Source organism: Kitasatospora setae KM-6054 (assembly GCF_000269985.1).
GTDB lineage: Bacteria > Actinomycetota > Actinomycetes > Streptomycetales > Streptomycetaceae > Kitasatospora > Kitasatospora setae.
On record NC_016109.1, the window covers coordinates 2,565,211 to 2,585,789 of the forward strand.

The window sequence follows — 20,579 nt, forward strand, 5'->3', positions numbered from 1 at the left end:
GTCTGGGCAGGCGATCCGACGGAGGGGACACGGATGAGGCTGCGGGTGGCGGGCGCCGTCGCACTGCTGGTGCTGGGCCTGGGAACGGCGGGCTGCGGCGAGTCCGCGGGCGGCTCGAAGCCGCCGGTGGTGGCACTGGACACCGCCCGTACCCGGCTGCGCGAACTGGTCGAGGGCACCACCGGGGCGCTCACCCCCGCCGTCCGGTACGCCGACGACGCGTACCGGGCCGTCCCGCACGAGAACGCCGCCCGGGACAACGACGGCACCGCCAAACTGACGCTCCGCCGCTACGTGCTGACCAAGGTGTCGGCCGCCAACCAGCCGCGCCTGCTGGAGCAGGTCCGGGCCTACTGGAGCGGCCTCGGCTACACCCCGCACGACACCGGCGCTCCCGACCTGGCGAGCGCCACCGCCCCCGACGGCACCGGCGTGACGGTCAGCGTCGGCGCGGTCGGCAACGTCACCGTGATCGCCGACGCCTGGGTGCGGGACCCCGGCAGCACCGCCCCGTTCGGCCCCGCCCCGAGCCCGCTGCCGACCGGGAAGGACGGCGGGCCGGACACCGTACCGACCTTCGAGGACCCGGCCTGGTCCTGAACGCGCCTCGGCGGGCGCCCACCGCGTGCCCGCCGCGTGCCCACCGCGTGCCCACCGTGCGGACGAATCGGGGCCGACCGGTGCCGATCGGGCGTCAGGACCGGTCTGACGCACAGTAGTTGGCGGGTGGCATTGGGCTGACGTGACCATGCTGGTTATAGTCGGAACGATCTAGCCGGAACGGCGGCCGGCCGAGGGGTCTTCCTCGGTACCGCCATGTCGCGTTCCGGCGCGCCGTGCCGCCGTGCCGGCCGTCGCCCCTGGGCTTGTCGTGTTCCGCGTCGACCACGGGGAGAGACGGCAATGGCTCAGTTGACCGGGCGGAGGCGCAGCGTGCTGGCCGCTTTGACGGGCGGGACGCTGCTGTTGAGCGGCTGCGGCGTCATCGGGATCGGTGGCGGTTCGAGCGACCAGGCGGACCTGCGGGCGCTGCTGCCGGAGCGGGTGCGGAAGGCGGGGGTGCTCACGGTGGGGTCGTCGTTCACGGCGGCGCCGGTGGTGTACCGCAACGACCGCAACGAGCCGGACGGCCTGGATCCGCACCTGGCGCAGAAGTTGGGGTCGCTGCTGGGGGTGCGGGTGGAGTTCCAGGACGCGGGCGTGTTCGCGAACGTGCTGCCGGGCCTGCTGGGCGGCAAGTACGACATCGCGATGTCGGGGATCACCGACACCCGGGAGCGCGAGCAGGGCCTGGACAAGAACGGCAAGCAGGTCAACGCGGGCGTGGACTTCGTCGACTACTTCATGGCGGGCATCGGCATCGCCGTGGACAAGGGCAACCCGAAGGAGATCACCGACATCGACCGGCTCTGCGGGCACACCGTGACGGTCAAGAAGGGCACCACGCACGCCGACCTGGCGGCCCGGCAGAAGGCGGTCTGCGATCCGGCCGGACGGCCGCTGACGATCATGGAGACGGACAGCGACAACGCCGCGATCGAGAACCTGAAGGGCCCGGCGGACGCGTACATCACCGACTACCCGAAGGCGACGTACGCGGTGCAGACGGTCGGGAACGGCACCCTGTTCGACATCGGCGGCCCGCAGATCCAGCCGCGCCCGTTCGGGATCGCGCTGCGCAAGGAGGACGGCCGGCTGCGGGACGTGCTGATGCGGGCGATGAACCGGCTGATCATGGACGGGACGTACGACCAGGTGCTGGCCGACCACCAGCTGACGGTCGGCGCGATCCAGAACGCGGTCACCAACGGGCCGTAGACCGCGGGCCGCGCCCCCGGGGTCTCAGCCGGTGGCGAAGGCGAGCACCGCCACGTCGTCGGTGAGCGCGCCCGCGTGGCGGCGGACGTCGTGGTCGAGGAAGGCGACCGCGTCGTCCGGTCCGGTGGCGGGGAGGGTGGCGAGGCGGTCGGCGAGCGGGTAGAAGGCGCCGCCGCGGTCGCGGGCCTCGGTGAGGCCGTCGGTGTGCAGCAGCAGGGTGCGGCCGGGCGGCAGCGGGACGGCGGTGGGCGGTTCGGCGGGACCGGCGGCGAGGTGGCCGAGGCCGAGCGGGAGGTCCTCGGGGCAGTGGACGGCGTCGACCCGGCCGGGGGCGAGCAGCAGCGGGCTGAGGTGACCGCGGTTGACCACCTCGACCCGGTCGGTGCCGGGGCGGTGCTGGACGAGGACGGCGGTGACGAACAGTTCGCGGTCGCCGTCCTGTTCGGCGGCGCGGCGCACGGCGCGGTCCAACTGGTCGGCGAGTTCGCCGAGTCCGGCGGTCTCGTGGGCGGCGATCCGGAACGCGCCGATCACGTCGGCGACGGTGCGGACGGCGTCCAGGCCCTTGCCGCGGACGTCGCCGAGCAGGATCCGGGTGCCGTACCGGGTCTCGCACACCTCGTACAGGTCGCCGCCGACGCCGACGTCCGCCTGCGCGGGGTGGTAGAGGCCGGCGGTGCGCAGGCTCCCGGCCCGGGCCGGGACGGGGCGCAGCACGGTGTGCTGGAGGGCGTCGGCGACGGCCCGCACCCGGACCAGGTCGCGGGCCTGGCGGCGGCGCTGCCAGGCGAGTCCGGCGCCCATCGTGCCGGCCAGCACGGTGGCCAGGTACGTCCACATGTGGTGCTGCTCGGTGAGGTGTCCGGCACGCAGTCCGAGCAGGGCCTGCAGCACGACGGTGACGGCGGTGGCGGCGGCGACCAGCGCGGGGCCGCCGCTGAACGCGACGACCACCGGGATCACGGTGAGCAGGAAGCCGGCCGCGATGGAGCTGGGGATCGAGCGTTCCAGCACCAGGTCGGCGATCACCAGCAGGACCGGCAGCAGCCGCACCCAGGTCGGGGTGCGCAGCGCGGCGGCCATCGCGGCCTCCCAGCGGGCGCTGCCGGGGGACGGCGCGGCGGGACGGCGCTGGTCGGCCGGGGGCGCGGGCCGCGGCGGCGGTGCGGGAGCCGGATCGACCGGTCGGACGTCGGGGGCGGGCGGCGCTGCCATGCTGACCTCCTCGGCGGCCGGACGGGGGTGCTGCTCCTCCCATGGTCGCGTGCGGCGCGGGCCGGCCACCCCTTGCCAAGGTCCCGACGGCTCGGGACCTTGGCCCTGTTCCGGCCGGGCGGCGGAGCGTGTCGTGAGTTGCGTCACCGACCGACCGCGTCACCGGCCGTCCGGCGCGGGGGCGACCGGTGCGGGGGTGACCGGCCCGAGGGTGACCGGCAGCGTCCCGTAGCCGCGCAGCACCAGCCGGGTGCGCCGGGGGGCCGGTCCGGCGGGGGCGAGGTCGGGGAAGCGGCGGAGCAGGGCGGGCAGGGCGGTGGCGGCCTCCAGGCGGGCGAGCTGGCTGCCGAGGCAGAAGTGCGGGCCGCTGCCGAAGCTGAGCGGCCGCCCGGCGGGTTCCCGGCCGTCGGCGGCCTGGTAGCGCCAGGGGTCGAAGCGGCCGGGGTCGGGGTAGCGGCGCGGGTCGCGGTTGGCGGCGCCGAGCAGCAGCAGGACGGCGGTGCCGGCCTCGACGGGCAGTCCGGCGGCGGTGAGGCCGTCCTGGGCGGCCAGCCGGGAGGTGAGCTGGACGGGCGGGTCGTGCCGGAGCACTTCTTCGACCAGGGCGCCGGGGTCGAGGGTGCCGTCGCGCAGGGCGGCGGCGGCCTCGGGGTGGGCGAAGAGGCGGGCCAGGGCGTTGCCGATCAGGTTGCCGGTGGTCTCGAAGCCGGCGACCAGCAGCAGGGCCAGGTTGGCGATCAGCTCGCGGTCGGAGAGCCGGTCGGGTTCGGCGTCGGCGGTCCGCACCAGGGCGCTGACCAGGTCGTCGCGCGGGTCGGCGCGGCGGGCGGCGGCGAGTTCGGCGAAGTAGTCGGAGAGCCGGACGGCGGCCAGGTCGGCGGCGGCCCGCTCGTCCTCGTCCGGGTCGAACTCCAGGGTGACGGTCAGGTCGGCGGCGAGCGGGCGGAACAGGTGCCGGTCCTCGACGGGGACGCCGAGCAGTTCGCAGATCACGCCGACCGGCAGCCGGAACGCGAACGCGTCCAGGAAGTCGACCGGGGTGCCGTCGGCGCCGCGCCGGGCCAGGTCGTCGAGCAGGTCGTCGACGGCGGCGGTGACGGCGGGGGCGAGCGCGGCGACCCGGCGCGGGGTGAAGACCGAGGCGATCAGCGAGCGCATCCGGCCGTGGTCGGGCGCGTTGCGCTGCAGGATCGACGAGGAGAGCAGGTACTCGCCGGGGTGGTCGAGGAAACCGGGATCGAGGGCGGCCCGCATCTGCCCGTCCTCGACCAGGAAGCCGGGCGCGCGCAGCACCTCCTCGGCCTCCTGGTAGCCGGTCACCACCAGCATCCCGGCGCCGGTCCGCACCACCGGACCGTACGCGCGCAGCCGCTCGTACCGGGGGTACGGGTCCTGCCGGCCCTCCGGTCCGACCAGATCGTCGACGATCTCCGTCGCCGCCATGACGTCGTCCATGCTCTCCCCCTGCGCACTGGTGTTCCCGCGGCTCTCTCCACAACGGCCGGTCCGCGCAACGGGGTTCCCGGCCCGGCTCGGGTGGGTTCCCGGCCCGGGTGGGTAGGGTGGGCGGCCATGGAGATCTGGATCAACCCGCGGTGCGGCAAGTGCCGCACCGCCCTCGGCGAACTCGACGCGGCGGGCGCCGAGTACACCGTCCGCCACTACCTGGACGAGCCGCCGACGGCCGCCGAACTCACGGCGGTACTGGACCGGTTGGGCCTGGAGCCGTGGAACGTGGCCCGGCTGGACGAGGCCGTCGCCAAGGAGCTGGGCCTGCGCTCCTGGGGCCGCGAACAGGGCGACCGGGCCCGCTGGGTGGCGGCGATGACCGCGCACCCGAAGCTGATCCAGCGGCCGATCATCACCGCGGACGACGGCTACACGGTGATCGGGCGCACCCCGGACGCGCTGAAGGACGTCCTCTCGCACTGAACCGCGCCCCGGGCCCGGCCCCGCACCACCGGTGACAGCGGCCTGACAGCGGGCTGGCAGCGGCCCCCGGCAGGCTGGGCGACGTCCGGAAGCCGTCCGTCCTCCACCCGCCGGGAGCGCCCGTGTCCGACCTGCCGATCCGCCGCCTGACCGTCGCCGCCGTGCACCGGCCCACGCCGCGGACGGTCCGGGTCACCTTCGCCCTGCCGCCCGGCGAGTTCGCCCTCGCCGGGCCGGACCAGCAGGTCAAGCTGTACTTCCCGCGCCCCGGCCAGGACCGCCCGGCCCTCCCCGCCCCGGCCCCCGGCCAGTCCCTGATGGACTGGTACGGGGCCTGCCACGCCGTCCCGGAGGCCGAGCGCCCCTGGATGCGCTCCTTCACCCTCCGCGCCCACGACGCCGAACTCCACACCGTCGACGTCGACTTCGTCCTGCACGGCACCGACGGCGCGGGCGGCCCGGCCGCCGCGTGGGCCGCGCGGGCCCGGCCGGGGCAGCGGCTCGCGATGTTCGGCCCCTCCCCCGAGTTCGCCCGCCCGTTCCCGCTGGACGGCGGCCGGCCGCTGCTCTTCGCCTGCGACGAGTCCGCGCTGCCCGCGCTCGGCACCCTGGCCGAGGCCCTGCCGGCCGGCGCCCGGGCCCACGCCTGGATCGAGGTGGCCGGCCCCGAGGAAGAGCAACCCCTGCTCGGATTCGGCGAGTTGACCGTCCACTGGGTCCACCGCGGCGACGCCCCGCACGGCACCCGGCTGCTGGCCGCCCTCGGCTCCGCCACCCTCCCGTCCGCCCCCGGCGCCGCCTGGCTGGCCGGCGAGGCCGGCACCGTCCGCGCCCTGCGCCGCCACCTCACCGAGGACCGCGGCCTGCCCCGCGCCGCCCTCCACGCCACCGGCTACTGGCGGGCCCGCCTCACCCAGGACGACGCCCCCACCCCCGAGGACCTCGCCGACGCCCAGGAGATCCTCCGCGACCTCCAGCGCTAGCCCCGCCCGCCCCCGCGAACTGCCCGGAGTGCCCGGAGCTCCCCCCGCTCCCCTGGTACCTTCCGCTGGTGACGAGCCTCCTGCAGCCGCCGCTGCTCACCCGCCTGCTGGCCGCCGAACGGATCCTGATCGCCGGCGCGGGCGGCGGCTTCGACGTCTACGCGGGCCTGCCGCTCGCCCTCGCCCTGCGGGCCGCCGGCCGCGAGGTGCACCTGGCGAACCTGTCGTTCAGCAGCCTGCACGGCCTCGACCGGGAGGTCTGGGCGGCCCCCGACCTGGCCCGGATCACCCCGGACATCCGCTCCGCCGACCGGTACTTCCCCGAACGCTCACTGGCCCGCTGGCTGCGCTCGCGGCAACTCCCGGACACCGTCTGGGCGTTCCCCCCGACCGGAGTACAGCCGCTGCGCGCGGCCTACCGCGCGCTGGTCGACCTGCTCGACGTGGACGCGATCCTGCTCGTCGACGGCGGCACCGACATCCTGCTGCGCGGCGACGAGGCCGGCCTCGGCACCCCCGAGGAGGACATGACCTCGCTGGCCGCCGTCGCCGGACTCACCGAAGTACCCCAACGCCTGGTCGCCGCCCTCGGCTTCGGCATCGACGCGTACCACGGCGTCAGCCACAGCCTGGTCCTGGAGAACCTCGCCGCCCTCCAGCGCGACGGCGGCTACCTCGGCGCGTTCTCCATTCCCCCCGACTCCCCCGAGGCCGCCCACTACCTGGACGCCGTCGCCCACGCCCGCGCCGAATGCCCCGAACACCCCAGCATCGTGCACGGCTCCGTCGCCGCCGCCCTGCGCGGCGAGTTCGGCGACGCCCGCTTCACCGAACGCACCGGCGACAGCGCCCTGTTCATCAACCCCCTCATGACGCTCTACTTCGGCACCACCGTCGAAGCCCTGGCCACCCACCACCTCTACCTCGACCGCCTGGAACACACCGTTCTCCTCGGCCAGGTCGCCTCCGCCATCGGCCGCTTCCAGGACTCCCTCCCCCGCCAACGCCCACCCCGCGCCTTCCCCCACTGAGACCCGCCCCGAGGCCCCGGCGTCCGAGTAGGCGATCGCATGCCGGGGATCGGTGTACGTGCCGACCAGCCCGGTGATCTCCACATCGAGGCCGCTCTCCTCACGCATATCCCGAACGCCCCCCGGAAGCGACTCACCGAGATCCATGGCGCCACCCGGCAACGCGTACAGGCCGTTGTCGGTCCGCCGCTGGAGCAGCACCCGCCCCTCACTGCCGGTCACCACTATGCGGGGCAGCTCGGCTCTCGGCGCAGGAACGGCGAAGCCCCGCCACCTGGCGTGCAGATGGCGGGGCTCTCGGCCGCCCGAGCAGCAGCACCCAAGGTTGGGGGTTCGGCGGAGCTCAGAGCTCGCCGAACGCACCTGCGGCAGCAGCAGCGACGAAGCTCGTCCAAGCGGCGGTCGGGAACACCAGGACGGGACCGGCAGGGTCCTTGGAGTCCCGGACAGGCATCACGACAGGATGGGCGCCGAGCGCCACCTCAACGCAGTCGCCGCCGTTGTCGCTGTAACTGCTCTTCACCCAGCGAAGGTCGGCATGGTCGATGTCGATCATTCAAGTTCCTTCCGAACAGCCTGGATCCTGGCGAGTGAAGCGGCCATCGACAGGGACTCCACCTGCAACCGATCGTAGCGTCCGGACCAGGCCGTCACTGTCTTGCGATCCCGTTCCACATGCCCCCGGGCCAAGGACTCCGCGTACCCCAGGATTGACCTGTCCGCGAGGGTGAGAAGAACGACGGGCATCCTGAACGGCACGCGTTCTGCCAGGTCGAACGGGGCCACCTGCACCATGAAGTGCGGGCTGTTCGCCAAGCTCTCCAGGTAGGCGAGCTGTTCGGCCATCACCCTCCGGCCCCCAATCGGCCGCCGGATGCACCCCTCATCCATCACCGCATGGACGAGGGGTGGGTCGGCCCTCCGCAAAGACTCTTGCCGAGCCGCCAAGAGCGAGACTCTCGTTTCGGCTTGCGCCTCGGTGATGTCACCCCGGTGTACTGCTGCCGCGGCGAGCGCCGCAGCATAGGCGGGCGTCTGAAGCTGCCCGGGTACAACGCTGAGCTGGAAGGTCCGCAGCAGTGAACATCCTGCCTCCGCCTCGGCGAATTCCGAGAAGCCCTCCAGTAGCGCGGAGCTGGAGTACAGGCGGTAAAGCTCTTGGAACCGAGCCCCGGTTTCGAACACTTCATCGGCTTTGACAGCGAAAGTAAAAGTCAGAGCGCGCTTACCCCGTTCGATCAGAGAGACGTAGCTGTTGGCATAGCCCATGCGCTTGGCCAACGCTGTCTGCGACCATCCGCGCGCACCCCTTGACCTGGCAAGTTCCCTCCCGAAGCGAAGCGCCGGAGATGACACCGCGTCAACTTCGAGATCGTCTTCCATGGTCGTCTCCCTTTGACAAGCAGATCCAGTCAACGGTCAAGCCCTTCCGATCGTAGCCAGATCTGTCGATGCTTGAAGCACGGACGGTAACCATCGCGGAGAGCAACCACGCTACGGAGCAGTGATCATGACGGACGCTCAGCAAGAGCCTGGAAGAAAACCTGCTGACAGAACGGGCTTTGAGGAGCGGTTGCCCCGAATGGGCGGGATGACCCTCCGGGTCTACACGGTCGATGCCGACGGCTCCCGGGAGGAGCATCCGGACCCCGTGCCGGACGACTGGAAACTTCCGGCGCACTACTCCTCCACCACGTGGCCGGCCTGCCGGTGCCCCGCACACGGGGCGGCGACATGACGTGCCGTTCCTGCGACACGGCGTACCGGGTCCCGCCCAGCCGATGCGGACGGACACGCCCGCCGTTCGCGAACGCCCCGCGGGAGTGAAGTCGAGCAGCAAGGCCCCCGGACACCCGATCACGTCCTACGTGCTGTGCACCGACCCCGCGTCCCGTCTGCTGATCGTACGGGCGGCCGGAATCGGCACGTGGCACCTGCCCGGCGGCGTGGTCGAGGTGGGGGAATCCCCGCTCGACACTGCCCGCCGTGAAAGCCGCGAGGAGTTGGCCCTCGCACTCGACCTGTTGCCCGATGACCTGTTGGGCATCGAGTGGGCCCAGGCCCGCCGCGAGGGCGCCCGGGACCGGATCGTGTTCCTGTGGTCCGGGCCGATGCTCAGCGCGGCCGACACCGACCGCATCGTGCTGGACGCGCGGGAGTTGTCGGCGTGGCGGTGGGCCGACCGGGACGAGGCCCGCCGGCTGCTGCACCCCGCGGTCGCCGCCCGGGTCCGGGCGCCTCTCCAGTGGCCCGGAAGCGTCACCTACCGAGAGACCCGAACCGAAAGGACGGCCCGCCATGACGACGGCCGAGTACCCCGCCAGGACGCTGCGGATCGGCACCCGTAGTTCGCCGCTCGCCCTCGCGCAGACCGACATGGTCGTTGCGGCGCTGCGCGAGCACGTCCCCGACCTGGTGGCCGAGACGGTGCCGGTGACCACCGAGGCCGACCTGTGGCAGGGCGACCTCGCGCAGCTCGGCGGCAAGGGCCTGTACACCAAGCAGATCGACGCCATGCTGCAGGCGGGCGCGGTGGACATGGCCGTGCACTGCGTGAAGGACGTGCCCGGCGACGTGCCGCTGCCGCGCGGGCTGGTCTTCGCCGCGTACATGGAACGCCCGGACGTGCGGGACGTGCTGCTGTTCCCCGAGGGCTCGGGGTACCGCACGCTGGCCGACCTGCCGCCGGGCGCGGTCATCCTCTCCTCGGCCGTCCGCCGCAAGGCGCAGATCCTGCGGGCCCGCCCCGATCTCGAGGTCGTGCGGGTGCGCGGCGCGGTCGGCAGCCGGCTGGAGAAGCTGGACGGCGCGAAGCAGATCGACGTCCACGCGGACGGGATGGTCCTCGCGGCGGCCGGGCTCGCCCGGCTCGGCATCGAGCGTCCCGGCTACGTGCTGAGCATGGACGAGATGCTGCCCGCCGTCGGCGCGGGCGTGCTCGGACTGGAGTGCCGCCAGGGCGACCCGGCCACGGCGGCCCTGCTGGAGAAGATCAACCACCCGCGCACGCAGCGGGAGGTGACCGCGGAACGCGTGCTGCTGCACAACCTGCGCGGGCACTGCAACAGCCCCATCGCCGGGTACTGCACCACCGAGCCGGACGGGCAACTGTCGCTGCGCGGCATGGTGTTCGACCGCGAGGGCAGCAAGTTCGCCAACGCGATGCTGTGGAACGAGCACCGCCAGGACCCCGCCACCCTCGGAGCCCGGGTCGCCGCCGAACTCCTCCGCCAGGGCGCGCGGGAGATCATCGCCGGCATCCCGCACTGACCCGCCCGGCGGGCCGGCGGCCTGGCGAACCCGTTGCCTGCCACGCCTCCCCTGCCGCACCTTCCCCGCCGTTCGAGCGCAGGATCCCGCCGCAGGTTCCCTCGTGGAAGTGCACCCCCGAGGACGGCACCGCCTCGGAGCCCCACCCGCAGCTGTTGCCTCTGCGCCGCCGAAAACCCCGCGCCCCGGCGGCCGACGGCTGCTACCGTCCGCCCGGTGACCACCACGAGCGCCCTCGAACCTCCCCTGCTCACGCGCCTGTTGGCCGCCGAACGGATCTTGGTCGCCGGCGCGGGCGGCGGCCACGACGTCTACGCGGGCCTGCCGCTCGCCCTCGCCCTGCGGGCCGCCGGCCGCGAGGTGCACCTGGCGAACCTGTCGTTCACCCACCACTACGGCCTGGACGGCACCGCCTGGGAGGCACCGCACCTCGCCCGGATCACGCCCGACACCCGCTCCGCCGAGACCGGGTTCCCCGAGCGTTCGCTGGCCCGCTGGCTGCGCGCGCGGCAACTCCCGGACACTGTCTGGGCGTTCGCCTCGGTCGGAGTGAAACCGCTGCGCGCGGCCTACCGCACCCTGGTGCGGCGCCTGGGCGTGGACGCGATCCTGCTGGTCGACGGCGGCACCGACATCCTGCTGCGCGGCGACGAGGCCGGCCTCGGCACCCCGGAGGAGGACATGGCCTCGCTGGCCGCCGTCGCCGGACTCCGGAACGTGCCGACCCGCCTGGTCGCCTGCCTCGGCTTCGGCATCGACGCCCACCACGGCGTCAGCCACAGCCTGGTCCTGGAGAACCTCGCCGCCCTCCAGCGCGACGGCGGCTACCTCGGCGCGTTCTCCATTCCCCCCGACTCCCCCGAGGCCGCCCACTACCTGGACGCCGTCACCCACGCCCGCACCGAATGCCCCGAACACCCCAGCATCGTGCACGGCTCCGTCGCCGCCGCCCTGCGCGGCGAGTTCGGCGACGCCCGCTTCACCGAACGCACCGGCGACAGCGCCCTGTTCATCAACCCCCTCATGACGCTCTACTTCGGCACCACCGTCGAAGCCCTGGCCGCCCACCACCTCTACCTCGACCGCCTGGAGGGCACCACCACGACCCGGGAGATCGCCTCCGCGATCGCCGACTTCCGCGAGGAACTGCCCCGCCTCCGCCCGGCCCGCGCCTTCCCGCACTGACCGCGCGACGCCCCACGACGTTCCCGCCGCTCAGCCCTTCCGGGCCGCCGCGACGATCTTCCCGGTGGTGTGGAGGAACCGCGAAGTCGCCTGCCCCCGGTACGACTTGGGGAAGGCGGTGGCCGGGTTGCCGTTCAGCCGCCCGTTGCGGAGGTGCATCACCACGAACGCCTCGCCCGGGGTGGCGCCGATCATCTCCCAGTCGCCCTTCGGCGAGACGACGGGCAGTTCGGCCCGCACCTCCGCCGGCAGCGGCTCGGACAGGAACAGCACGAACAGCCGCTTGTCCTCACCGGGCTCCACCCCCGCGAACGGCTCCGCCGCCAGCACCGCCTCGACCTCGCCGACCGTCCGCAGCACCACCGGCACCGGGTAGCCCAGCCCGGCCTCCAGCCCCGCCTCGATCCGGGCCACCAGCGCCTCCCGGTCGGTCTCCGCAGTGCGGAAGAAGACGTTCCCGCTCTGGATGTACGTCCGCACCCCCTCCAGCCCGAGCTCCGCGAACAGCTCCCGCAACCGGTCCATCTTCACGGTGCGGCCACCGACGTTGATCGCCCGCAGGAAGGCGATGTAGGTCTCCATCCGGCCGAGTGTAGGACCCGGCACCGACACCCTCGGTGACACGACATCGGTGACACGGCATCGGTGACACAACATCAATGTCGCAGCATCGATGTCGCGGCATCGATGACCTGACACCAATGTTGCGACATCCATGCCACATCATCCATGTCACGACATCAGTGTCACGGCACGCATGACGCAGCATCGATGTCACAACACCGATGATGGCGGCCCCCGTCCGAACACCGGAGCCGCCACACGCGAGCCGCCACCCCACCAACCGGTCGCCCGGTCAGCCGTTCGGCAGGATCACCGCCCGCCCGTTGATCTTCCCGGCGTGCAGCCGCTCGTAGGCCAGCGGCGCCTCGTCGATGCCGTACGTCTCGACGTGCACGTCGACCGCGCCGGCCCGGGCCAGGTCGAGGACCTCGATCAGCTCGGCGCGACTGCCCCAGTACGGGGAGGTGACGGAGACCTCGTACGGCAGGGCGCCGAAGCCGACCGCCAGGGTGCCGCCGCCGATGCCGACGATGGTGACGTCGCCCTCGACGGCGGCGAGCTGTCCGGCCAGGGCGGTGGTGGGCGGGGCGCCGACGAAGTCGAAGACGGCCTGCGCGCCGAGTCCGGCGGTGAGTTCGCGGACGTGGCCAGCCGCCGCGCCGTCCGAGAGGACCGCCTCGTGGGCGCCGACGGTGCGGGCCAGCGCGAGCTTCTCCTCGGTGACGTCGAGGGCGATCACCCGGGCCGCGGTCATCGCGCGCAGCAGCTGGATCGCGACGTGTCCGAGGCCGCCGGTGCCGATGACGACCGCGGTGGAGCCGGGCACGAGCTTGGGCAGCGAGCGCTTGATCGCGTGGTACGGGGTCAGCCCGGCGTCGGTGAGCGGGACGGTGCGCACCGGGTCGAGGTCGCCGAGCGGGACGAGGTGCCGCGGGTCGTCGACGACCATGTACTCGGCCATCGCTCCGGGCGCGCCCAGCCCGGGCGGCATGATGCCGAGTTCGGCGGCGCGCAGGCAGTAGTTCTCCTTGCCCTCGGCGCACTTGGCGCAGGCGCCGCAGCCCCACGGGCCGTACACGGCGACCGACTCGCCCTCGGTGAGGCCGGTGACGCCCGCGCCGAGCGAGGCGACGGTGCCGACGCCCTCGTGCCCGAGGGTGAGCGGGAGCGGGAACGGCAACTGCTCGGCCGGCCAGCTCATCACGGCGATGTCGGAGTGGCAGACGCCCGCGGCGGTGACCTTCAGCAGGACCTGCCCGGGGCCGGGTTCGGGATCGGGGACGGTGACCACCTCGGGGTGGCCGCCGACGGTGCGGTACTGGACTGCCTTCATGGTTTCGACGCTCCTTCGCGTCCGGGCGCGTTCGCGTACGCCCGGCCCCCCTGCTGGTGGTGGGTTCAGCGGGCCGCGTAGCCGCCGTCGACCAGGTGGTAGCCGCCGGTGACGAAGGACGCCCGGTCGGAGAGCAGGAACGCGGTCAGCTCGGCGACCTCCTCGGCGCGGCCGAGGCGTCCGGCGGGGTGCAGCGAGATCAGCAGTTCGCGGCCGGCCGGGTCGGTGTCCTTGAGCAGCGGGGTGTCGATGAAGCCGGGGCCGACCGCGTTGACCCGGACGCCCTGCGGGGCGTACTCGACGGCGGCGGTCTTGGTCAGGCCGACCACGCCGTGCTTGGCGGCGACGTACGCGGGCGAGCCGGCGAAGCCGTTGGTGCCGAGGATGGACGCCATGTTGACGATCGCACCGCCGCCGGCCGCCAGGATCTCGGGCAGTTCGTAGCGCATCGAGTAGAAGACGCCGTCCAGGTTGGTGGCCAGCACCCGGCGCCACGCCTCCGGGTCGTACGCGCCGGTGGGGGCGACCGGGCCGCCGATCCCGGCGTTGTTGACGGCGAGGCTGAGCGGGCCGAGGCCCTCGACGGTGGCGCGGACGGCGGCCTGCACCGAGGCCGGGTCGGTGACGTCGACCCGGACGGCCAGCGCCTTCGCGCCGGTGGCGGCGCCGGCCGCGGTGAGGGTGTCGGCGGCCGCGCGGGCGCCGTCGAGGTCGTAGTCGGCGACGGCGACGTTCGCGCCGCGCTCGACGAGCAGGGTGGCGGTCGCCAGTCCGATGCCGGAGGCGGCTCCGGTGACGAGGGCGGTGCGGCCGGCGAACTCCTGGGTGGTCATGGTTGCTTCCTCTCGTACGCCGCGCGAAGGGGTGGGCGCGGGTGGTGCGGTTCCCGGTCGGCCGGTGGTCGGTCAGCTCGGGGGTTCGGCCGCGGCCAGGGTGAAGGCGCGGTCGAGCAGGGTGGGCAGGTCGCCCTCGGGGTCGCGCACCCAGGTGCGGGTGGCGGCGTGCAGCGCGGCGACGCCGAGGCCGACGGCGACGGCGGGCCGCAGGTCGGTGGCCGGGTCGAGGCCGAGCCGGGCGGCGACCAGCCGGATCGACCGCTCCTCCTCGGCGACGGCGATCCGGCGGAACGCGGCGGTCAGCGCGGGTTCCTCGTCGATCAGCACGAACAGGTCGCGCATGCCGGGCCGGCGGTGCCAGGCGGGGTGCTCGGGGTCGCGCGCCCAGGCGGCGACGGCGGCCCGGTACGCGGCGACCGGCGGTTCGGCGGCCGGACGGGCGGCCAGCGCCTCGTTGATCCGGGCGAAGTCGGCGCGCAGGCAGTCCAGCACGGCGTCCTCGCGGGAGGCGAAGTGCCGGCTGAAGGTGCGCCGGGAGACGTCGGCGGCGTCCGTGACGTCCTCGACGGCGAGCGCGGCGAGGCCGTGCTCCAGGGTGCGGCGCAGCGCGGCGGCGGCCATCGCCTCCCGGGTGCGACGGGCCTTCCGCCCGCGCCGCCCGTCCGCCGCCGCCGCGGGGCCGGCCGAAGAGACCACGGCGGCCGGGGGTGCGGGCTGTTCGCTGCTCATGCCCTCACCGTACTACTGAAAATGTCCCGGCGAGACATCAGTCCCGCCGGGACATTCCGGCCCGGGTCGTGCTGCTCACGTCCCGGACGGGTCCGGGACGCGCCTCACTGACCGGCCGGCCCCCACAGCAGGTCGGTGCAGCGGGCGTACGTGTCGCGCCAGTGCGGCCAGTGGCGCACCGTCTCGTCGTCGCAGTCGGCGAGCAGCCGGTCGATCTGGGCGGGCTCGACGCCCTCCAGCAGCCAGACCAGGGCGTCGGAGGCGGACGGGCCGTCGGCGAAGCGCAGCAGGTCGAGCAGTTCGGGCAGGGTGCCGATCCGGGATCCGGGCTGGAAGACGCCCTCCATCCGGGGCAGCAGTTGGCGTTCCTCGATCCGCAGGTGGGTCTCCACCCGGGCGGCCAGTTCCTCGACCGCGTAGGAGACCGGCCAGGAGCTGGCGGGGTCGCGGGTGGCGATGCCGACCAGGGTGGTGGTGCGGGTGAAGCACTGGTCGAGGTTGTGGTGGTCGGACTCCAGCCAGTTGAGCAGCAGCCGCAGCTCGGGCGCGAAGCGGCGCAGCACCGGCCAGAGCCGGGTGTCCTGCTGCTCGTGGTGGCAGGTGACCATCGCGGTGACGAAGTCCCAGTGCCGCTTCAGCGCCTGGGCGGTCTCGTGGTCGTCGGGCTGGAGCAGGCGCAGCGCCTGCGGGATCCGGGCGAGGTCGCGGCGGACGGCGGCGTGCACCAGGCGCAGCCCGGCGAACGCCAAGGGCTCGACCGCGGGAGCGGCGGACGCCCCGTCGCGGCGGACCGCGGTGTCGCTGCCCTGCGGCGCGGGGACGGTCGTGGGGCCGACGGACAGCAGGTGACGGGACATGGCGCTCTCTTCGGGACGGTCTGGGCTTGCCGGAGGGGGCCGCGGTGCGGCGCCCCGGTCCGGTTCTCCGGTTCGCGGCTCCAGGGTGACCACAGTCCATCAGGGACGAATGAACGACCGATTGCTGTGCAGGTCAGCACGTTTTCCGGCCGCTCCGGCGCGGTTCTGACGGACTTTCGCCCCCACCGCCTACCCACCCCGCCCCGTCTCAGTCGGCCCCGGCTCGATCGGCCTCCGGCCCCGACTCAGTCGGCCCCGGCTCAGTCGGCCTCCGGCCCGGCGGTGTTGGCGGTCAGCCACTCCAGCGTGGTCGGGATCATCTTCTTGAAGTCGGAGGTGAGGTGCTTGCCGCCGGGCTGCTCGTAGTACTCGACGGTGGTGGGCGCCTTGGCCTTGGCGATCCAGTTCTTCACCAGCTTGGTCTCGTACCCGTTGGCGCCGCCGGCGGTGGCCAGCATCCGCACGTCGGCGGTGCCGGTGCCGATCAGCTGGTCGGGGCTGTTGGCCAGGCGCTCCTGCTCGTGGCCCTTCCAGAGCGGCGAGTCGGGGTTCCAGTAGCCGTCGATCGGCACCGCGGCCTTGAACACGTCGGGGTGCTGCAGGGCGAGCTTGGCACTGCAGAACGCGCCGGTGGAGGCGCCCATCACGGCCCAGCCGTCGCGGCCCTTGAGGGTGCGGAAGTTGGCGCGGACGAAGTCGGGGATGTCCTGGGACATCCAGGTGCCGATCTTCGGCTGGCCGGGGATGTCGGCGCACTCCAGCGCCTTGGCCTCGTTGGAGTCGAGGTTCTGCACCGGCATGATCATGATGAACGGGTGGGCCTTGCCCTGGGTGACCATCTGCTGGTCGATCTCCTGGATCGGCAGCTGGTTGTCGGTCCAGGTGTTGTAGCCGGCGCTCTGCCCGCCCGCGTAGAGGGTGAGCACCGGGAAGCCGGTGTTCGCGTACTTCGGGTCGTTGTACTGCGGGGGCAGCCAGACCCACACCTTGCCGCTGACCCCGGACTTGGGGCCGGCCAGCGTGGTCATCAGGATCGGGCCGGCCGAGGTGTCCCGGGCCTTGGAGAACTGGGTGGCCGGGCCGGTCGGCATCAGCACCTTGGTCGGCTTGGGCGGGGCGCTGCTGCTGGCGGGGGCGGAGGGCGTGGCACTGCCGGAACCCTGGTTGGCGGAGATCGCCGCCCGGGCGTCCCCGGCTCCGGTGCCGGTGCCGGCACTGCCGCAGGCGGTGAGCGGGACGGCGAGGGCGAGCAGGGCGACGGCCGCCAGCGGGCGGCGGGCGGCGGGGCGGGGCTGCGGCAGCACGGTGGTCTCTCCGGGCGGGGGCGCACCCGGCAGCCGGGTGCAGGCCCTGGTCAGTGGTCGGGGGACGGCCGCGACGCGGTCACCGGCCCTCCCCCGGGGTAGGGCCCCGGCCGCACGGCGCTGCGGCGGTCCGGACCTCCCGTGATCCTATGACGTGGCGCCCCCCGAAGCGGTTGCGCCGGGACCCACAACCCGCCGGTCGGCGGGGGTGGTTCCGGCCGGTCGGCGGGGGTGCCGACCGGGCACGGCCCGCCCCGACCCGGCCGGTCGACCGGAACGCCGGCCCGGCGCGGCGCGACTCGCGGGCCCCCGGGCCCGGCGCGGCGCGGCCTGGACGTTCCTCCGGCTGACGCGGCGGCCCGGCCCGGCGATCATGGGGGTCCGCGTCCGTGAACCACCCCGAGGAGTGTGCGCGTGTCCCAGCAGGTTGCCGTCATCACCGGCGCGGGCAGCGGCGTCGGCCGCGCCGTGGCCCGCGAACTCGCCTCGGCCGGCTGGCGGCTGGTGCTGGCCGGGCGCCGGGCCGGGCCGCTCGCGGAGACCGCCGCCGGGCTCGGGCCCGGACGGGTGCTGGCGGTGCCCGCCGACGTCACCGACGAACGGCAGGTCGAGGCGCTGTTCGACGCCGCGACCGGGCACTTCGGCCGGGTCGACCTGCTGTTCAACAACGCCGGGATGTTCGGCCCGTCCGCCCCGGTCGAGGAGGTCGCGGCGGCCGACTGGCGGGCCGTGGTCGACCTCAACCTGACCGGCGCGTTCCTCTGCGCGCAGGCCGCGTTCCGCCGGATGAGGGCGCAGGACCCGCAGGGCGGCCGGATCGTCAACAACGGCTCGGTCTCCGCCCACGTGCCCCGCCCGCACGCGATCGCCTACACCGCGACCAAGCACGCCGTCACCGGCCTGACCCGCGCCCTCTCCCTGGAGGGCCGCCCGTACCGGATCGCCTGCGGGCAGATCGACATCGGCAACGCGGCCACCGACATGACCTCGGCGATGGGCGCGGGCGTCCGGCAGGCCGACGGCCGGACCGCGCCCGAGCCGACCATGGACGTCGCGGACGTGGCCCGGACGGTGCGGCACATGGCGGAGCTGCCGCTGGAGGCGAACGTGCAGTTCGCCACCGTGATGGCCACCGCCATGCCGTACATCGGCCGCGGCTGACGCCTCCGCCCGGACGGCGCCCCGCCCCGCCCCGCCCCGGACGCGCCGGAATCCCGGCTCCCCCGGAGCCGGGATTCCGCGCGCCACCCGCCGGGCTCAGCCCCGCCAGGTGTCGTTCAGCACCACCTTGCCGCTCGCCGGGACGGTCGCGGTGCGGTTGGCGCCGCTCTCCCAGGTGACGTTCCCGGCGGCGTCCTTGCGGACGTACTTGTACTGGATCGCGGTGCCCGGGTTCAGCGCCGCGTCCAGCTTCCACACGGGGTAGGCCGCGGCAGAGAGCGGCAGCGCCTTCGAGGTGTCCCAGCCGCCGAGCTCGGCCGCGTCGCCGACCACGTAGATGTTCTGGCCGACCACGGTGGTCGCGTTCACCGCGAAGGACGCGCCGGTCCCGACCGACGGCGCAGCGGTGGCCGACGGCGAAGCGGACGCCGACGCCGAAGCCGACGCCGTCGCGCACGGGTCGCCGGAGCCGACCGCGCCGTCCTTGACGGTGACGTTCCCGGCGCCCAGCGGGTAGTTGTTGCCGCCGTTGTTGTCCCAGGTGCCGTTGCCGTTGTTGAAGGTGGCGGTGAGGCCGGTGGCGCCGCCCAGGGCGACGGTCTTCTTCACCCAGCCGGTGCACGCCGCGTCCATCGCGACGCCGGGCACGGTGGTCCAACTGCCGCCGGTGGGCGCGTAGTGCAGGTCGTAGGCCGACCAGTTCCTGTTCGTCGAGTAGAAGACGGTGGCGCTGTTCCCGGTGCCAGTGGCCGAGGCCGAGGCCGAGGCGGAAGCGGACGGGGTCGGGGTCGGCGTCGCGGCGGACCCGCCGCCCGCGCCGACGTACAGCGCGACCGCGTCGCCCGCGCCGACGGTGGCGGTGAACCTGCCGTCCGTGCCGACGGTGTGGGTCGGGCCGGTGCAGCCGCCGCCGTTCACCGGGTCGCCGTGCTGGACGTCGCAGTAGACGCCGGCCGGCAGCGAGGTCTGGAAGGTCTGGGTGATCGCGCCGGACTCCCGGTTGATCGCGACGTAGCCCTTGTCGCCGCGGCCGAAGCCGATCGCGTTGTTGCCGTTGGACCACCAGTTGGTGAGGCCGGTGCCGGCGACCGCGTTGCGGAAGCCGACCATGTTGGCGACCTGCCGCCAGGCGTGGGTGCAGTTCCAGCCGTCCTGGTAGCAGGCGTTGACGGTGCCGCCGTTGGGCGGGCCGTCGTCGTTGCCGCTGAACGCGTAGCCGGAGTAGACGTTCGGCGAGCCGTACGGGTTGGCCAGCATGAAGACGTTGGCCAGCGTGTACGCGGAGCCGTACTTGTAGGTGAGGGTGGAGCCGTTGCGCTCGGTGTCCCAGTTGTCGACGAAGGTGCGGGCCTGGGCGGAGCCGAGCAGGCCGCTGCCCCAGCTCTGCAGGTCGGAGATCCTCCCGCCGTTGAAGGCGCTCTTCAGCCAGGTCGCGGAGCGGAACTCGTCGACGTCGCCGGTGCCGGTGTACTCGCCGGGCTGGACGGCCTCGCCCGCGCCGTAGATGACCTCCTGCACCCAGTAGGCGTTCGGGTTGCTCACCTTGGACTTGATCGCGGCCAGGTCGCTCGCGGCGATGTGCTTGGCGGCGTCGATCCGGAAGCCGTCGACGCCCAGGGTCAGCAGGTCGCTCAGGTAGTCGGCGATGGTCTGCTGCACGTAGGCGGAGCCGGTGTTGAGGTCGGAGAGGCCGACCAGCTCGCAGTTCTGCACGTTGGAGCGGTCGCCGTAGTTGCTGATCGACGTCCGGCAGGAGTGGAAGTCCTGGTCCTGGTAGTAACCCGGGTAGGTGTACTTGGTGTAGTTGGTGCCGCCGGTGCCGGTGCCGCTGCCCGCGCTCATGTGGTTGACCACCGCGTCGGCGATCACCTTGACGCCCGCGGCGTGGCAGGCGGCGACCATGTTCCGGAACGAGGCGCGGTCGCCGAGCCGGCCGGCGATCTTGTAGCTGACGGGCTGGTAGGAGGTCCACCACTGGCTGCCCTGGACGTGCTCCTCGGCCGGGGAGACCTCGACGAAGCCGTAGCCCTTGGGGCCGAGGGTGTCGGTGCACGCCTTGGCCACCGAGTCGAACTTCCACTCGAACAGGGTGGCGGTGACGTCCTTGCCGCCCGGCGGGGTGGCGGTGGCGGTGGGCGCGAGCGCGAACCCGGCGCCGACCGAGAGGCCGAGGGCGGCGAGCGCGGTGCCGGCGGCGGCGAGGCGCCTTCTGCGGGTGGGGGCGGAAGTGGGCAAGGGGGAGCTCCTGGGGGGAGACCCGGGCCGCGGACGCAGGTCACGGAACGGGAGGGCGGCAGGGTGGGGGGCCGCGACGGCGGGGGTGGTGCCGTCAGCGCGACGGGGGGAGGGTCGCTACTGCAA

Annotated in this window: 20 protein-coding genes and 1 pseudogene; 9 read left to right on the forward strand and 12 right to left on the reverse strand. The window is 73.6% G+C overall.

Annotated features, from left to right (window positions below; all coding sequences use genetic code 11):
* Positions 1 to 33: 33 nt before the first annotated feature.
* Together KSE_RS11345 and KSE_RS11350 are read left to right on the forward strand one after the other, a co-directional pair.
* Positions 34 to 600, forward strand: a complete 567-nt coding sequence (locus KSE_RS11345) for a hypothetical protein (RefSeq protein ID WP_014135446.1) — start codon at positions 34 to 36, stop codon at positions 598 to 600.
* A gap of 303 nt (positions 601 to 903) precedes the next feature.
* A complete protein-coding gene (locus KSE_RS11350) occupies positions 904 to 1,818 on the forward strand; it encodes a transporter substrate-binding domain-containing protein (RefSeq protein WP_033259613.1) in 915 nt (304 codons plus the stop codon).
* Between the two features lie 24 nt (positions 1,819 to 1,842).
* On the opposite strand, the gene KSE_RS11355 is transcribed toward KSE_RS11350, so the two are convergent.
* Both KSE_RS11355 and KSE_RS11360 read right to left on the reverse strand, forming a co-directional pair.
* Positions 1,843 to 3,033: a PP2C family protein-serine/threonine phosphatase gene (locus tag KSE_RS11355; RefSeq protein WP_081539377.1), complete on the reverse strand. Its 1,191-nt coding sequence runs from the start codon at positions 3,031 to 3,033 to the stop codon at positions 1,843 to 1,845.
* Between the two features lie 159 nt (positions 3,034 to 3,192).
* On the reverse strand, positions 3,193 to 4,488 hold the full coding sequence (locus KSE_RS11360) for a cytochrome P450 (protein WP_014135449.1): 1,296 nt from the start codon (positions 4,486 to 4,488) through the stop codon (positions 3,193 to 3,195).
* 117 nt (positions 4,489 to 4,605) lie between these two features.
* Between KSE_RS11360 and KSE_RS11365 the strand changes: the two genes are divergently transcribed.
* The 3 genes from KSE_RS11365 to KSE_RS11375 all read left to right on the forward strand — a co-directional run bounded on the left by KSE_RS11365 (position 4,606) and on the right by KSE_RS11375 (position 6,979).
* Positions 4,606 to 4,965, forward strand: a complete 360-nt coding sequence (locus KSE_RS11365; protein ID WP_014135450.1) for an arsenate reductase family protein — start codon at positions 4,606 to 4,608, stop codon at positions 4,963 to 4,965.
* 122 nt (positions 4,966 to 5,087) lie between these two features.
* A complete protein-coding gene (locus tag KSE_RS11370) occupies positions 5,088 to 5,948 on the forward strand; it encodes a siderophore-interacting protein (protein WP_014135451.1) in 861 nt (286 codons plus the stop codon).
* Between the two features lie 68 nt (positions 5,949 to 6,016).
* On the forward strand, positions 6,017 to 6,979 hold the full coding sequence (locus tag KSE_RS11375; protein WP_014135452.1) for a DUF1152 domain-containing protein: 963 nt from the start codon (positions 6,017 to 6,019) through the stop codon (positions 6,977 to 6,979).
* Positions 6,980 to 7,000: 21 nt separating this feature from the next.
* Here the strand turns inward: KSE_RS11375 and KSE_RS39895 are convergent.
* From KSE_RS39895 to KSE_RS11385, 3 genes and pseudogenes are all read right to left on the reverse strand, one after another.
* Positions 7,001 to 7,264 (reverse strand): annotated as a pseudogene (locus KSE_RS39895) (NUDIX domain-containing protein); the annotation flags it as partial.
* Between the two features lie 58 nt (positions 7,265 to 7,322).
* Entirely contained in the window at positions 7,323 to 7,535 is a 213-nt protein-coding gene (locus KSE_RS11380) for a DUF397 domain-containing protein (RefSeq protein WP_014135453.1), read from the reverse strand.
* Positions 7,532 to 8,362 (reverse strand): helix-turn-helix domain-containing protein, encoded by an 831-nt coding sequence (locus KSE_RS11385; RefSeq protein ID WP_033259612.1) that lies wholly within the window; start codon positions 8,360 to 8,362, stop codon positions 7,532 to 7,534. Before KSE_RS11385 ends, KSE_RS11380 begins: the two co-directional genes overlap by 4 nt.
* 440 nt (positions 8,363 to 8,802) lie before the next feature.
* Here KSE_RS11385 and KSE_RS11390 point away from each other — a divergent pair, with 440 nt between their 5' ends.
* The 3 genes from KSE_RS11390 (at position 8,803) to KSE_RS11400 (ending at position 11,434) form a co-directional block, all read left to right on the forward strand.
* A complete protein-coding gene (locus KSE_RS11390) occupies positions 8,803 to 9,327 on the forward strand; it encodes an NUDIX domain-containing protein (protein ID WP_051055181.1) in 525 nt (174 codons plus the stop codon).
* Positions 9,278 to 10,249, forward strand: coding sequence for a hydroxymethylbilane synthase (hemC, locus tag KSE_RS11395; RefSeq protein ID WP_014135456.1), 972 nt, complete (start codon positions 9,278 to 9,280; stop codon positions 10,247 to 10,249). The genes KSE_RS11390 and hemC overlap by 50 nt, the downstream gene beginning before the upstream one ends.
* 216 nt (positions 10,250 to 10,465) lie before the next feature.
* Positions 10,466 to 11,434 carry a DUF1152 domain-containing protein gene (locus tag KSE_RS11400; protein ID WP_014135457.1) on the forward strand — a complete coding sequence of 323 codons (969 nt, stop codon included), beginning with the start codon at positions 10,466 to 10,468 and terminating at the stop codon, positions 11,432 to 11,434.
* Between the two features lie 30 nt (positions 11,435 to 11,464).
* On the opposite strand, the gene KSE_RS11405 is transcribed toward KSE_RS11400, so the two are convergent.
* The 6 genes from KSE_RS11405 to KSE_RS11430 all read right to left on the reverse strand — a co-directional run bounded on the left by KSE_RS11405 (position 11,465) and on the right by KSE_RS11430 (position 17,057).
* Positions 11,465 to 12,016, reverse strand: coding sequence for a DUF1697 domain-containing protein (locus tag KSE_RS11405; RefSeq protein ID WP_014135458.1), 552 nt, complete (start codon positions 12,014 to 12,016; stop codon positions 11,465 to 11,467).
* A gap of 274 nt (positions 12,017 to 12,290) precedes the next feature.
* Positions 12,291 to 13,331, reverse strand: coding sequence for an NAD(P)-dependent alcohol dehydrogenase (locus KSE_RS11410; protein ID WP_014135459.1), 1,041 nt, complete (start codon positions 13,329 to 13,331; stop codon positions 12,291 to 12,293).
* 65 nt (positions 13,332 to 13,396) lie between these two features.
* Complete coding sequence (locus KSE_RS11415; protein ID WP_014135460.1) at positions 13,397 to 14,164, reverse strand: SDR family NAD(P)-dependent oxidoreductase; 768 nt, start codon at positions 14,162 to 14,164, stop codon at positions 13,397 to 13,399.
* A 72-nt stretch (positions 14,165 to 14,236) separates the two neighbouring features.
* Positions 14,237 to 14,896: an acyl-CoA-like ligand-binding transcription factor gene (locus KSE_RS11420; protein WP_014135461.1), complete on the reverse strand. Its 660-nt coding sequence runs from the start codon at positions 14,894 to 14,896 to the stop codon at positions 14,237 to 14,239.
* Positions 14,897 to 15,000: 104 nt separating this feature from the next.
* Positions 15,001 to 15,753 carry a hemerythrin domain-containing protein gene (locus KSE_RS11425; RefSeq protein WP_014135462.1) on the reverse strand — a complete coding sequence of 251 codons (753 nt, stop codon included), beginning with the start codon at positions 15,751 to 15,753 and terminating at the stop codon, positions 15,001 to 15,003.
* Positions 15,754 to 16,013: 260 nt separating this feature from the next.
* On the reverse strand, positions 16,014 to 17,057 hold the full coding sequence (locus KSE_RS11430; protein WP_014135463.1) for an alpha/beta hydrolase: 1,044 nt from the start codon (positions 17,055 to 17,057) through the stop codon (positions 16,014 to 16,016).
* A gap of 414 nt (positions 17,058 to 17,471) precedes the next feature.
* Here KSE_RS11430 and KSE_RS11435 point away from each other — a divergent pair, with 414 nt between their 5' ends.
* A complete protein-coding gene (locus KSE_RS11435) occupies positions 17,472 to 18,218 on the forward strand; it encodes an SDR family oxidoreductase (RefSeq protein ID WP_014135464.1) in 747 nt (248 codons plus the stop codon).
* 96 nt (positions 18,219 to 18,314) lie between these two features.
* Here the strand turns inward: KSE_RS11435 and KSE_RS46225 are convergent, their stop codons facing one another.
* Positions 18,315 to 20,453 carry a carbohydrate binding domain-containing protein gene (locus tag KSE_RS46225; RefSeq protein WP_014135465.1) on the reverse strand — a complete coding sequence of 713 codons (2,139 nt, stop codon included), beginning with the start codon at positions 20,451 to 20,453 and terminating at the stop codon, positions 18,315 to 18,317.
* Between the last annotated feature and the right edge of the window lie 126 nt (positions 20,454 to 20,579).

Excerpts from the sequence above, each read along its gene's own strand:
- KSE_RS11345 (WP_014135446.1), top strand. The coding sequence starts at position 34 with ATGAGGCTGCGGGTGGCGGGCGCCGTCGCACTGCTGGTGCTGGGCCTG.
- KSE_RS11350 (WP_033259613.1), top strand. The coding sequence starts at position 904 with ATGGCTCAGTTGACCGGGCGGAGGCGCAGCGTGCTGGCCGCTTTGACG.
- KSE_RS11355 (WP_081539377.1), bottom strand. The coding sequence starts at position 3,033 with ATGGCAGCGCCGCCCGCCCCCGACGTCCGACCGGTCGATCCGGCTCCC.
- KSE_RS11360 (WP_014135449.1), bottom strand. The coding sequence starts at position 4,488 with ATGGACGACGTCATGGCGGCGACGGAGATCGTCGACGATCTGGTCGGA.
- KSE_RS11365 (WP_014135450.1), top strand. The coding sequence starts at position 4,606 with ATGGAGATCTGGATCAACCCGCGGTGCGGCAAGTGCCGCACCGCCCTC.
- KSE_RS11380 (WP_014135453.1), bottom strand. The coding sequence starts at position 7,535 with ATGATCGACATCGACCATGCCGACCTTCGCTGGGTGAAGAGCAGTTAC.
- KSE_RS11385 (WP_033259612.1), bottom strand. The coding sequence starts at position 8,362 with ATGGAAGACGATCTCGAAGTTGACGCGGTGTCATCTCCGGCGCTTCGC.
- hemC (WP_014135456.1), top strand. The coding sequence starts at position 9,278 with ATGACGACGGCCGAGTACCCCGCCAGGACGCTGCGGATCGGCACCCGT.
- KSE_RS11405 (WP_014135458.1), bottom strand. The coding sequence starts at position 12,016 with ATGGAGACCTACATCGCCTTCCTGCGGGCGATCAACGTCGGTGGCCGC.
- KSE_RS11410 (WP_014135459.1), bottom strand. The coding sequence starts at position 13,331 with ATGAAGGCAGTCCAGTACCGCACCGTCGGCGGCCACCCCGAGGTGGTC.
- KSE_RS11415 (WP_014135460.1), bottom strand. The coding sequence starts at position 14,164 with ATGACCACCCAGGAGTTCGCCGGCCGCACCGCCCTCGTCACCGGAGCC.
- KSE_RS11420 (WP_014135461.1), bottom strand. The coding sequence starts at position 14,896 with ATGAGCAGCGAACAGCCCGCACCCCCGGCCGCCGTGGTCTCTTCGGCC.
- KSE_RS11425 (WP_014135462.1), bottom strand. The coding sequence starts at position 15,753 with ATGTCCCGTCACCTGCTGTCCGTCGGCCCCACGACCGTCCCCGCGCCG.